Here is a 12,495-nt window from a genome sequence, read left to right on the forward strand (position 1 = left end):
TAATTAAAGCTCCGGCTTCTGCCGCACGATCACCTTGGTGCCGACAGGCACGCGCTCATAGAGATCGGCGACGTCGGCATTGACCAGCCGGAAGCAGCCGGAGGAGACGGCGGTGCCGATGGTGTCGGGTCGGTTGGTGCCGTGGATGCGGTAGACAGTGGTGCCGAGATACATCGCCCGCGCGCCGAGTGGGTTGCCGGGTCCGCCGGCCATGAAGCGCGGCAGATAGGGCTGGCGCGCGATCATCTCCGGTGGCGGCGTCCAGTCCGGCCATTCCGCCTTGCGGGTGATATTGAGCAGCCCCTGCCACTGGAATCCCTCGCGGCCAACGCCGATGCCGTAACGCAACGCGCGGCCATTGCCCTGCACCAGATAGAGGTGGCGATCCTGGGTCGAGATGATGATGGTGCCCGGCGGTTCGTTGGTGCGATAGAGCACCGCGGTCTTCCTGAACTGCGGATCGAGTTCGACGGATTCATCGGGGAGCAGACCGGGCTGGTCGCCGACATCGGGCTGCCGCATCTGCGCCTGGCTCTGCGAGGCCGAAAGGATCAGGCCGCCGGCGGCGATCACCATCCAGATCAGGTGCCGAAATTTTTTCATCGCAGAAATTCTCCTTGTTGGCACGGCGGCCAAATGGTTGGCGCCTTGGCAAATCAGCGGAACCATCAAATCTCAGGGCTGGCTTGATGGCAAGTTTAGGGCGAATGCGGCGGATACGTGACTGAAATGTCGTCCATTTTCGTCATCCACCAAATTCAAGGGAAATCCCGCCTGCCCTATTTCGGCGCGATCCACAGCCGCAGACAAAACGAAATCAGCGCGACGGTGCCGACGCCGCCGAGCCAGAGCGCGGCAAACCACAGCAGGCGCTGCATGAGAGGGCGACGGGCCGGCTCGTTGGGCTTCAATGGTAGCCACTCTCGGGTTTGACCTTGCCGCGGAACACCCAATAGGCCCAGGCGGTATAGCCGAGGATGAGCGGGATCAGTCCGGCGACGCCGACCAGCATGAAGAGCTGGCTGTTCTGCGGTGCCGCCGCCTGCCAGATCGTGATGCTCTGCGGCACGATATACGGATACATGCTGATGCCAAGGCCGGCATAGGACAGCATAAACAACGCCAGCGCGAGAAAGAACGGCTGGTAGTCGTATTTCTTGGCGAGACTGCGCAGCAACAGGGCGGTGACTACAGCAACCGAAATCGGTACCTGTGCCGTGACGAGGACGTTCGGCCAGGCGAACCAGCGCTCGGTGTACTGTATATGGAGGAACGGCGTCGCGATGCTGACCGCGGCGATGGCCCCGAGCATCGCGAGCAACAGGACCCAGCTCAGGTGATAGGCGCGGTCGCGCAACTCGCCTTCCGTCTTCATGACCAGCCATGTCGCCCCTAACAGCGAATAGCCAATCACCAGCGACACGCCGGTTAGAATGCTGAACGGCGTCAGCCAGTCCCACCAGCCGCCGGCATAGTGCCGCCCCTCGACATGCACGCCCTGCAGGATGGCGCCGAGCGCGATGCCCTGCGCCAGCGTCGCCAGCAACGACCCGCCGAAAAAGGCTATGTCCCAGCGGTTGCGTGCGGCTGTCGTCCGCCAGCGAAATTCGAAGGCGACGCCTCGGAATACGAGGCCGAGCAGCATCACGATCATCGGCGTATAGAGCGCCGGCATTAGCACGGCATAGGCGAGCGGGAAGGCCGCCATCAGGCCGCCGCCGCCGAGCACCAGCCAGGTTTCGTTGCCGTCCCACACCGGGGCGACGCTGTTCATGATGACGTCGCGGTCGCGCTTCTCCGGAAACAGCGGAAACAGGATGCCAAGCCCGAGATCGAAGCCGTCCATCACGACATAGACGAACACGGCAAAGGCGATGATGAACGCCCAGACGGTGGCGAGATCGACCGCGATGTTCATGAGCCGGCCCCCTGGGCAGCCGGGGTGATGCCGGCGGTGCGAATCGGCGCCTCGTGCGCCATTCCCTCTTCGCCTGGATGCGGCGGCGCCGTCATCAGGCGCAGCAGGTAGATTACGCCGGCCGCGAACACCACGAAATAGACGATGATGAAGGCGATCAGCGAGGAGGCGACCGCGGGCGCCGCCAGCGGCGAGGCGGATTCAGCCGTGCGCAGCAATCCATAGACCGTGAACGGCTGGCGGCCGACCTCGGTGGTGATCCAGCCCGCAAGCACGGCGATGAAGCCCGCCGGAGCCATTGCGACCGCGAACATGTGCAACAGCCGGGAATCGTAGAGCTTGCCCTGAACACGCATCAACAGGCTGAACATGCCGAGCGCCAGCATGAGCAATCCCATCCCGACCATGATGCGGAACGACCAGAACGTGATCGCCACCGGCGGCCAGTTTTCGCGCGGCACCGTGTCGAGGCCGGCCATCGGCGCATCCGGCGAGTGTTTTAGAATTAGCGATCCGAGCTTCGGCACTTCGACCGCGTAGTCGACCCTGCCGGCGCTCTGGTTGGGCAGGCCAAACAGGATCAAAGGCGCGCCGTGCTTGTGGCTCTGGAAATGGCCTTCCATCGCCATGATCTTCACCGGCTGGTGCTCCAGCGTGTTGAGCCCGTGCTGATCGCCGGCGATGATCTGGATCGGCGCCACCAACGTCGCCATCCACATCGCCATCGAAAACATCACGCGCGGGCCGGCGAGGTGCCGATCGCGCAGCAGATGCCAAGCACCGACCGCGCCGACCACCAGTGCGGTGGTCAGATACGCCGCCAGCACCATGTGCACGAGACGGTATGGGAACGACGGATTGAAGATCACTTTCAGCCAGTCGGCGGCGATGAATTGACCGGCCTCATTGACGGTATGGCCCGCCGGCGTCTGCATCCAGGAATTGGCCGACAGGATCCAAAACGCCGAAATCAGCGTGCCGATCGCGACCATCAGCGTCGCCAGAAAATGCAGTTTTGGACCGACGCGGTTCAGGCCGAACAGCATCACGCCGAGGAAACCCGCTTCGAGGAAGAATGCGGTGAGCACCTCATAGGCCATTAGCGGGCCGATCACCGGGCCGGTCTTGTCGGAAAAGGCCGACCAGTTGGTGCCGAATTGGTAGGACATCACGATGCCCGACACCACGCCCATTGCGAAGGCGACGGCGAAAATTTTCAGCCAATAGTTGAACAGGTTGATGTAAACCTCGCGCCCGGTCACGAGCCACAGCGCTTCGAGCACGGCGAGATAGCTGGCGAGCCCGATCGAGAAGGCCGGGAAGATGATGTGGAACGACATCGTGAAAGCAAACTGCGCCCGGGCCAATACGACCGCATCCCAGCCTTCAAACATCGACACCACCCGTCACTAATTTCGCCGGGCGCGATCTTTCAAAAACGGAACTACAGTTTTCGAAAATTGCGTCCGGACCAGACGTGTATCTTACCACGCCCGATGCGACGATTGTACCTGCATGCCGCGCGGAACAGGCGTGCAAGCCTATGCGTCACCCGACGAGTTTAGTCTCAGTCGCCGAATGATCTCGGCCTGTACGGCGTGCGTCTGATCCTTGCCGGCCAGCGGCGGGCTGCGGATTTTCTTTCCCGTGCGAAGTCGAATTGTGATCACGTAGAGGCTATCCTTGCGACCGCCGCTCTCGACGTCGATGGCCTCGACATCGTCACCGCCGATCGTCTCCACCTCTGTTGTGCCTTTCCATGAAAGCCGTTCGATCCTGATCGCGCCATCGTGGACGATCCAGCATGCACTTATCCGATGCAGATATCTGAGCAGCACGAAGGTCACGATCGCGCCGAGCGACCAGACAGCGATCCCGAGGGCGGACCATTTGCCGCTCCACGGTGCATAGATGAATGGAAGGCTCAGTGTGCCGGCGAGCAGCACGAAGAGAACCTTGAGTCCTCGTACCCTTCTGGGGTTGACCGGCTTGCCTAGTCGTATCTCGGCATTGACGGCGTCGAGCGGGTTCTCGGCCGGTTCGGGATCAGGAAGCCGAAGCAGCCGGGCAATGTGGACGGTGGTTTGGTGCACTTGGGTGATATCAGGCAGGGGAGGCGAGGTGAGCAAATCTCCCGATTCGGTCTCAAATACCAGGCTGAACTCGATTGATCTGCCGCTGTTCTTTCGAATATGCATCCCCGAAATTTCATCGTATCTGATCAGTCTTTTGTGCAACTTCCCGAATGGACGCTGTTCGCCGATCAGGATTTCGCCTGATGTAATGATCCAGACGACATTACGATCAAGTAGAGCTGCGCCCAGCAGGAGGCATCCGAACAGCAGTGCAAAAAGGGCGGCGACGCCAAGCCAATATTGGTTCGGCAGATGGCTAAGGCCAGGCAAGGCAACCAAACAAAGGAGTACGGCAGCGCCTGCGAGAGCGAGCCGCTCGTTAAGCGACGTGCCCTTGCGTAGCCTGACTTCATTCTCGTTAGTCGCAGCATCCATCGATGGCGGCAAGCATCATGACCGACGTGGTCACGTAAGCGGCTAAGTGTAAGGCTGAAATACGGCAGGCGAGAGTAGCCCATCGCGGCAGACTATTCGCGATCACCTACTCGCCGCAAGGTTGCGTTCAGCGGTCCTCCAAAACAGAGCGACCCGGCTGGGGGGCATCCCGGCCGGGTCGTTGGAGGTCGCTTGGGAGTCTGGAGCTTGGGAGGTAGGAAGAATTCAGCGGGGGGTCTCGCTGTCGTAGGAGATCACACAGACCTCCTTGGGGTTCTTGGTGCCGCAATCGACCACCTGTTCGCGCACGAATGTCGAACCGGCGTCGCGCTGGGCGCGGGGCTGGACGTTCTGGGCCGACAGAGTGGCCAATGTTGCGACGGCGCCGAGCGGGACGATGAAAAAGCGGAAGGACGGCTTCAGCATGTTCGCTCTCCGGTTCGGCGTTTGCGTTGCGTCGTTGATGATCGGTATAGGGGGTGAGTTTTTCCGGGTGATGTCGCCATTTGTTTCATTTGTTTCGTCGGAGGTAATCTTTGTCCGTCGAAATCGACCCGTTTTTCCGTCATTAATTCCGATCTAAGTAATTGAAGTCGCTTACCTTTACGCGGCGATGCTGTCCACGCCCGCGCCCTTAAGCAACTCGGCCAATTGTTTGCGGGCATAGAACATGCGGGTCTTCACCGTGCTCTGGGGAATACCGATGATCGCGCCGGCCTCTTCCACCGACTTCTCGTGGTAGTAGACCAGGTTGATGATCTCGCGATGCGCCGGCGACAGCTTGGCAACGCAGGCGCGCAGGATGGCGCTGGTATTGTTGCGGTCAAGCGAGGCTTCCGGCGTGTCGGCCTCGTCCGCGATCTCCAGCACGTCTTCCTGCTCGATGTCCTCATGCTTGCGCTGGCGCAACGCGGTCAGCGCCTTGAAACGGGCGATCGACAGCAGCCAGGTCGAAACCTGCGAGCGGCCCTCGAACTGGGCGGCGGTCCGCCACACGTCGAGAAACACCTGGCTGACGAGGTCTTCCGCCATCGTGGTGTCACGCACCATGCGCAGCACGAAACGGTAAACCCGGACGTTATGGCGGGAGTAAAGCACATGCATCGCCGTGCGGTCGCCCTTGGCAATACTCTGCAGCAGCGTTTCGTCGGATGTCGCGCGGGCGGCGGCAATCGACTTCTTGGCTGCGGCGTTGATGGCGATGACGTTCGACATGACAGGCTCCCAATTCCACGCCGGGCGGCGTTTCGTTGGGAGAATTGTTAATTAGGCTCGGTTTCGGGATGTCTGCTCCACAAGGGAAAAATGGTTTCGTGGCCGAGAGAATTGTTTCGTCGCGGGGCCCGCGACGAAACATTCGGAGATAAAAGGCCAGTAATTTCAATATGCGGAAAATTGGAAGATTTCAGATGCGGATTAGTTCCGCAGGTAGACCCTCATCCCTGAGGAGCGGCGCCTTCGCCGCGTCTCGAAGGATGCAGGCCCAGACGGGCCACATGGTTCGAGACGCCGCTTCGCGGCTCCTCACCACCATGAGGGTCGAACAGCAGAAGCGCCGAGGCTTAACCCTTCTCACCCGTCGGCGAGAACAAATAGCCGCCGCCTCTGATTGTGCGGATCACGGCGGGCTTGGTCGGATCGATCTCGATCTTGCGGCGGATACGCATGATGCGCAGATCGACGGCGCGGTCGAAAGCCTCGGCGTCGCGCGCATTGGCCAATTCCAACAGCCGCTCGCGCGACAACACCCGCTTCGGATTCGCCGCGAACACTTTCAACAGACCGAATTCGGACGCCGTCAGCGGATGCTCGTTGCCTTCGTCGTCGCGTAGCGCCTGGGCTTCGAGATCGAGCCATTTGGTGCCGAACCGCACCAGTTGTTCCTTCTCCGCCTTGGCCGTCGCGGGCTCGGGCGTCGCCGTCTTGGCCGGCGTGCTGCGGCGGAGCACGGAGCGGATCCGTGCCATCAGTTCGCGCAGCTCGCAGGGCTTTGCGATGTAGTCGTCGGCGCCGAGTTCGAGGCCAACGACGCGGTCGATCGGGCTCGCGGTCGCCGTCAGCATGATGACGGGAACGTTGATGCGGCTCTTCAGGTCGCGAATGATCGAAAGCCCGTCTTCCTCGGGCATGTTGAGGTCGAGCACGACGAGGTCGGGCACGGCGTTCTCGATCTCCTTGCGCAGGCTCTTTCCCCCGTCGCACAAGGTGACGCCGAAGCCGTGCATCTTGAGGTAATCACCGACCATCTCGCGGGCCGGCGCCTCGTCGTCGACGATGAAGATGTGCGGGTTCTGGGTCATGTCGTCTCTGTCGCAGGCAGTGTAACCGTAAATGTCGATCCCTGCCCGGGTCCGGCACTTTCCGCAGTCACATGGCCGCCATGCATGTCGATAATACGTTTGACGATCGACAGACCGAGGCCGGTCGAGCTTTCGCCGGCGGTCGGCTTGGCCGATAGCCGCTGGAAGCGGCCGAACAGCCGGCCGAGATCCTCCGGCGAAAGGCCGGCGCCCTGGTCGGCGATGCGGATCACCGTGTCGCTGCCTTCATGGCTCACAGTGACTGTGATCTTGCCACCGATCGGCGAATATTTGATGGCGTTGCTGACGAGGTTGTCGATCGCCTCGCGGATCCGGTCGGCGTCGCACATGGTAACGATGTTCGACGGGGCCGATACCGTAATGGCCTGCTGCTTGTTGACGGCCGAGGGCAGGTTGGAGTCGGTGACCTCGTTCACGAGGGCTCCGACATCGACGGGTTCGCGGCGGATGGTGATGTCGAAGGCATCCGCCATCGCATCCGAAATCAGGTGGTCGACCATCGAGGTCAGGCGTTTGGTGGCATCCCTGATGTGCTCGACCTGTGCGGTGACGTTCTCCTTCGGCGAGCCTGCGCCGATCAATTCGGTCAGCATCTCGGTGCGGCCGAGGATCACGCCGAGCGGGTTCTTCAAATCATGCGCCACGGTGCCGAGAATTTCGTTCTTGAAGCCGTTGGCGCGCTGCAGCCGCAGCCACTGCGCCGAAAGGCGGCGGTTGGCCTGCATCAGCGCGCGGGTGCGCTGGGCGACGCGGTCCTCGAGCTGGGTGTTGGCCTCGTGCAGTTGGCGATAGAGGATGACATTGTCGAACGCGATCGACAGCCGGCTGGAGAAGATCTCGACCAGCGCGCGGTCGGTGTCGGAAAGCTGGCGCTCGGCCTGCAACAGCACCACCACTTCGCGGCCGCTGCCGGTGCGCAAATAAAGCACGCTGCGATGGTCGGCGAATTCGTTCTTGCGGCGCTGGAAGGCCGCTTCCACCATTTGCCGCAAATCCGGATCGAGCGCCTTGGAGCTCGTCGTGCCGATAAACCGGCTGTAACAGCCCGAGCCAGCCAGCACCGAGAATTCGCTCCCCGGGGCACCGTCGTCGCGCAGCACCAGGATGCCGGCGCAGTCGACATTGAGCAGCGAGGCGAGCTGCGTCAAAACGCCTTCCGCCAGCCGCTGCATCGATTTGAAGTCGTAGAGCGTCGAGGCGGCGTCGATGATGATCTCAAGCCCGCGCCTTGTCTGCACCATGCGCTCAAGCTGCTGGTAGCTGCGCAGCGCCGCCGTCAGCGAGGTGAACAGCTTGTCGGCTGTCAACTCGGTCTTGGCCTTGTAGTCGTTGATGTCGTACTGGACGATGACGCGGCGCTCGGGCGCCTGCCCGGGCTGGCCGGTGCGCAGGATGATGCGGACGGTCTCGTTCTTGATTTCGTTGCGGATGTATTCGACCAGGTCCAGGCCCGCAACGTCGGTCTCCATGATGACGTCGAGCAGCACGGCCGCGACGTCCGGGTTGTCGCGCATCAAGATGCGGCCTTCAGCCGCGGAATAGGCCGACAGGATTTCCAGCGTCGCGCCGTTGAGACTGTAGTCGCTGAGCGCAAAGCGGGTGCCCTCGTGCACCGCGGCGTCATCGTCGATGACGGCGATCTTCCACTTGCGCGCGGATGAGTCCTCCGGAGCCAGTCCGGTATCGTCGATCAGGTGGAGGACATCGTCCTGTTCGGCCATTGCGAAGTTCCGTCGGCTGCTGTCTGGTCTGTATTCGTGGATCCGCCCTTGGCGACTTTCGGCATGATAATGCGGAAGGTGGTGCCTTGTCCCAGCCTCGACTCCAGCATCATCCGGCCGCCGAGCTGTTGAGTGACAAGATTATAGACGATATGCAAGCCCAGTCCGGTGCCGCCCTCGTTGCGGCGGGTCGTAAAGAAGGGGTCGAATGCCTGCCGTTGCACGTCCGGCGTCATTCCGGCCCCGTTATCGGCAAAGATGATCTCTACGTCGTCGCTGCCGCGCGCCCGGGCCGAGATCGTGATCGCGCCGGAGCGGCCATCGGCAAACGCATGGTTGGCGGCATTGAGGAAAAGATTGGTTAATATCTGGCCGTAGGAGCCGGGATAGCCGTCGATGACGAGCCCTTCCGGCACCTCGACCGACAGCGTGATCGCCGCTTTCTTCAACACCGGCCATAAGCTCGCGACGATCTGGTCAGTGGCCTCGCTCAGGCTGAATTGCCGGCGCTCTGCGTGCGAGCGGTCGACCGCCACCTGCTTGAACGACTGGATCAGCTCGCCGGCGCGATGCAGGTTCGCCACCAGTTGCCCTGCTGCGTCGCGCGAGCTCTTGACGAATTCGTCGAGCTTGGAGCGGCGGAGCGGCTCGGTGCGCAACTCGGACTCGAATGTTTCGGCCCGCCGCGCAAAGCTCGACGCCACCGTCAGGCTGATGCCGATCGGGTTGTTCACCTCGTGGGCAACACCGGCGACCAGCCCGCCGAGCGCCGCCAGCCGTTCGGCGTCGATCAGGTTCTGCTGCGCGGCGTTGAGCTCGAGCAATGCGCTCTCCGCTCTTTCCTTCGAGGCGCGCAGTTCGTCCTCTGTTTTGCGTTTGGCGATGGCGTTTTCGCGGAAGACGTCCACCGCGCGCGCCATGGCGCCGACCTCGTCCCGGGCGGTAGTGCCCTGTACGCGGCGATCGTAATTGCCCGACGTGATTGCATGCATCGAAGCCAGGATCTGTTGCAGCGGCAGGCGGATCGAGAGCGCGATCAGGACGCCGGCGGACAGGATGATGCCGAGGAACATCACGGCGATCGACAGCACCCGGCGCGAGATGCTCGATAGCGTCTTGTCAAAAGTCTCCTGCGCCTTTTGCTCGCGCTGGCGCATCTTGACCGATAGCTCGTCGATCACCGCGATGGCCTCGGCCTGGCTGGCATCGATAGTGTTGCGCAAAAGTTCGGTCCGGACCGCGAGTTGTTCGGTCAGCTTGGCCATGCCCTCGCGCAGTGCCACCGTCCGCGCCTGCAGCCGCGTCAGCGCCATGCGCTGCAGATCATTATCGGCCAGATCGGTCATCGCGGGGATCGTCTTCTCGATCGTCTCGGTATTCCTGCGGGCGTCTTCCGCAGATGCCGAGGCCGGCGACAGGTAATAGGCGTTGGCGGCGACCAGCAGGGCCGTAAACGCCTCGCGTGACTTCCCGAGCGCGGGCCAGATCTGCGCGTCGCGATGCCCGGTGGCGCCCTCGATGATCGAATACAGCCCGGCCATTTCGCGGGCCGGCCCCAGCACCTGCTGCTCATAGGTCTTGGTGATGGTGGCCTGCACGGCGCGCAATTCGCCGAAGCCGTTGAGGAAACGGTCGGTGACCTGTTCGAGCCGCTCGACTGACCCTGATAGCATCGGGTCGTTCGAGGCGCGCGTGGTCAGCGTACCGAGCACCGCTTCGCGCAGCAGCAGGATCTCGGCGAACAGTTCAGGGCTCGGCTGATTGATGTAGCGATGGATCAGGTTCTGCAGCCGGCTGGTTTCGCTTTCGAGATGGGCCAGGATCTTATCGGACTCCCGCACCTGCCGGACGTCGTCCCATGCAGAGCCCAGCACGTTGGCGCCGTTCCAGATCAAGACGGCGAGCACCATGACGACGGCGGAGTTCAATCCCGCGATCGACAGAATGCGCCATCGGATCGGCACCGCGCGGAGCCATTGCACGACGCGAAAGCGCCCGCGCGCGGCGAAGCTCGCCGGCCGTTGCGCTGTTTGCTGCTGTTGCGGCGCGCCGGTCAAATCCACTCCACTCTACGAAGGCGCCCGACCAATAACGGCGCCACCGTCCCGATCAATGCAACGTTGGTACGGTGGAGATCGATCGCACCGGTCCGGGTCTGTCCGGGACGGTCCTGTTCCGCGCCGAACTGGCGGGAATGGAACATTTCGTCCCGATGCCTGTCGTTTCGGGGATCGGCGGCAGGAAATCCGCGCGCAAAAACGCCCATTGAGACCGCCGTTAGCAACAGCGCGACAACAAGCACAAAAGTCCGCGAAAGGTTGGCGCGGCGATACACAGGCGACAAATCCCCTTAGAGATGGAGTCTGCGGCGGAGAGAAAAGGTTCAACGCAATTTTTAGCAGAGTTTGCCGATGCTTGGCTATCAGGGACACGGCGGGGCGGCGGCTAGCCTGGGGTTATCCTCAGGCGCCGGTTGCAATCTTTAATTGTGCATTGCGGCGATGTCGGCGGATTGAAACCGCGGTCGCAGGCATTTATGAGGATGCGGCGAACGGGTACATCGCTCGCGCGGCAGAGCAGGGTGTCACCGGTGAAATCGGCCTTGAGGTTCTTGCAATTCGCAGCGCTCGCCGCCGTGGCGCTTGCGTCCCCCGCCCACGCCGCCACCGAGATCATGTGGTGGCACGCGATGTCAGGGGAACTCGGCAAGCAGCTGGAAAAGCTGGCGGCCGATTTCAATGCGTCGCAGTCCGACTATCGGATCGTGCCAACCTACAAGGGCAACTACACCGCGACGGTGACGGCGGCGATCTTCGCATTCCGATCGCGAACCCAGCCGGCCGTCGTTCAAGTCAACGAGATCGCCACCGCAACCATGATGGCGGCAAAAGGCGCGATCTATCCGGTGTTCGAATTGATGCGCGACCAGTCGGAGCCGTTCTCGCCGGAGGCCTATCTGCCGGCAGTCACTGGCTACTATGCCGACGTCGCCGGCAACATGCTCTCATTCCCGTTCAATGTCTCGACGCCGATTCTCTACTACAACAAGGATCTGTTCCGCGCCGCGGGCCTCGACCCCGAGGTGGCGCCGAAGACCTGGGTCGAGGTCGGAGCCGCGGCGAAGCGCCTGCGTGCGGCCGGCTCGCCCTGCGGGCTCACCACATCCTGGCCGTCCTGGGTCCATGTCGAGAATTTTTCTGCCTTCCACAATCTGCCGCTGGCAACCCGTGGCAACGGCTTTGGCGGACTCGATGCAGAACTGACCTTCAACAATCCGGACCTGGTTCGGCACATCGCGCAACTCGCGGAATGGCAGGCGACGAAAATTTTCGACTATAGCGGCCGCGGGCAATCGGCCGAGCCGCGTTTTCAAAGGGGTGAATGCGCCATCTTCATCGGCTCGTCCGGGACACGCGCCGACATCAAGGCCAATTCGAAGTTTGAGGTCGGCTACGGCATGATCCCGTACTGGCCCGACATCGCCGGCGCCCCGCAAAATTCGATCATCGGCGGCGCCACGCTATGGGTGCTGCGCGACCGGCCGCGCGCCGAATACACCGGGGTTGCGCGGTTCTTCGCCTATCTCTCCAAACCCGAGATTCAGGCCGCCTGGCACCAGAACACCGGCTATTTGCCGATCACCCGCGCCGCCTTCGACCTCACCCGCGCGCAGGGCTTCTACGATCGCAATCCGGGTACTGCGATCGGAATCGAGCAGATGACCTTGAAGCCGCCGACCGAGAATTCGAAAGGAATCCGGCTTGGGTCCTTTGTGCTGATCCGCGACGCCATTGAGGACGAGTTGGAGCATGTCTTCAGCGGCAAGCGGTCGGCGCAGGCAGCGCTCGATGCAGCCGTCGAGCGCGGCAACCGCCTGCTGCGCCAGTTCGAGCGGGCCAATCCGGATCGGTAGTCTCCACCCGTCATTGCGAGGAGCGAAGCGACGAAGCAATCCATCTGTCCTCGAGTTGAGCTATGGATTGCTTCGCTTCGCTCGCAATGACGGCGGAAAAGTTCAGTGCCAG

At 62.2% G+C, this 12,495-nt stretch carries 12 protein-coding genes; 2 read left to right on the top strand and 10 right to left on the bottom strand.

The genetic code is table 11. The features are described from left to right. Positions 1 to 3: 3 nt before the first annotated feature. From RX328_RS03165 to RX328_RS03210, 10 genes are all read right to left on the bottom strand, one after another. The gene (locus RX328_RS03165; protein WP_213251677.1) at positions 4 to 603 is read right to left on the bottom strand and encodes a L,D-transpeptidase; all 600 of its coding nucleotides are present in this window, start codon (positions 601 to 603) and stop codon (positions 4 to 6) included. Positions 604 to 779: 176 nt separating this feature from the next. Next, on the bottom strand, positions 780 to 878 hold the full coding sequence (locus RX328_RS03170) for a DUF2474 domain-containing protein (RefSeq protein ID WP_197427214.1): 99 nt from the start codon (positions 876 to 878) through the stop codon (positions 780 to 782). 29 nt (positions 879 to 907) lie between these two features. Then, positions 908 to 1,918 (bottom strand): cytochrome d ubiquinol oxidase subunit II, encoded by a 1,011-nt coding sequence (cydB, locus tag RX328_RS03175; RefSeq protein ID WP_249726393.1) that lies wholly within the window; start codon positions 1,916 to 1,918, stop codon positions 908 to 910. Beyond that, positions 1,915 to 3,312 (bottom strand): cytochrome ubiquinol oxidase subunit I, encoded by a 1,398-nt coding sequence (locus tag RX328_RS03180; protein WP_213251678.1) that lies wholly within the window; start codon positions 3,310 to 3,312, stop codon positions 1,915 to 1,917. The genes cydB and RX328_RS03180 overlap by 4 nt, the downstream gene beginning before the upstream one ends. Before the next feature lie 147 nt (positions 3,313 to 3,459). After that, the gene (locus RX328_RS03185) at positions 3,460 to 4,440 is read right to left on the bottom strand and encodes a hypothetical protein (RefSeq protein WP_213251679.1); all 981 of its coding nucleotides are present in this window, start codon (positions 4,438 to 4,440) and stop codon (positions 3,460 to 3,462) included. A 213-nt stretch (positions 4,441 to 4,653) separates the two neighbouring features. Next, positions 4,654 to 4,854, bottom strand: a complete 201-nt coding sequence (locus RX328_RS03190; protein WP_213251680.1) for a hypothetical protein — start codon at positions 4,852 to 4,854, stop codon at positions 4,654 to 4,656. A 177-nt stretch (positions 4,855 to 5,031) separates the two neighbouring features. Further along, positions 5,032 to 5,643 (bottom strand): sigma-70 family RNA polymerase sigma factor, encoded by a 612-nt coding sequence (locus RX328_RS03195; protein WP_213251681.1) that lies wholly within the window; start codon positions 5,641 to 5,643, stop codon positions 5,032 to 5,034. A 347-nt stretch (positions 5,644 to 5,990) separates the two neighbouring features. Continuing rightward, positions 5,991 to 6,728 carry a response regulator gene (locus RX328_RS03200; RefSeq protein WP_213251682.1) on the bottom strand — a complete coding sequence of 246 codons (738 nt, stop codon included), beginning with the start codon at positions 6,726 to 6,728 and terminating at the stop codon, positions 5,991 to 5,993. After that, the gene (locus RX328_RS03205) at positions 6,725 to 8,470 is read right to left on the bottom strand and encodes a DUF3369 domain-containing protein (RefSeq protein WP_213251683.1); all 1,746 of its coding nucleotides are present in this window, start codon (positions 8,468 to 8,470) and stop codon (positions 6,725 to 6,727) included. The genes RX328_RS03200 and RX328_RS03205 overlap by 4 nt, the downstream gene beginning before the upstream one ends. Then, complete coding sequence (locus tag RX328_RS03210; RefSeq protein WP_213251712.1) at positions 8,440 to 10,434, bottom strand: sensor histidine kinase; 1,995 nt, start codon at positions 10,432 to 10,434, stop codon at positions 8,440 to 8,442. Before RX328_RS03210 ends, RX328_RS03205 begins: the two co-directional genes overlap by 31 nt. A 164-nt stretch (positions 10,435 to 10,598) precedes the next feature. Here RX328_RS03210 and RX328_RS03215 point away from each other — a divergent pair, with 164 nt between their 5' ends. After that, complete coding sequence (locus tag RX328_RS03215) at positions 10,599 to 10,739, top strand: hypothetical protein (RefSeq protein ID WP_213251684.1); 141 nt, start codon at positions 10,599 to 10,601, stop codon at positions 10,737 to 10,739. Positions 10,740 to 11,012: 273 nt separating this feature from the next. Further along, a complete protein-coding gene (gene ugpB / locus RX328_RS03220) occupies positions 11,013 to 12,383 on the top strand; it encodes a sn-glycerol-3-phosphate ABC transporter substrate-binding protein UgpB (protein ID WP_409410793.1) in 1,371 nt (456 codons plus the stop codon). Positions 12,384 to 12,495 lie beyond the last annotated feature (112 nt).

Origin of the sequence: Bradyrhizobium sp. sBnM-33 (assembly GCF_032917945.1) — a bacterium.
Taxonomy (GTDB): Bacteria; Pseudomonadota; Alphaproteobacteria; order Rhizobiales; family Xanthobacteraceae; genus Bradyrhizobium.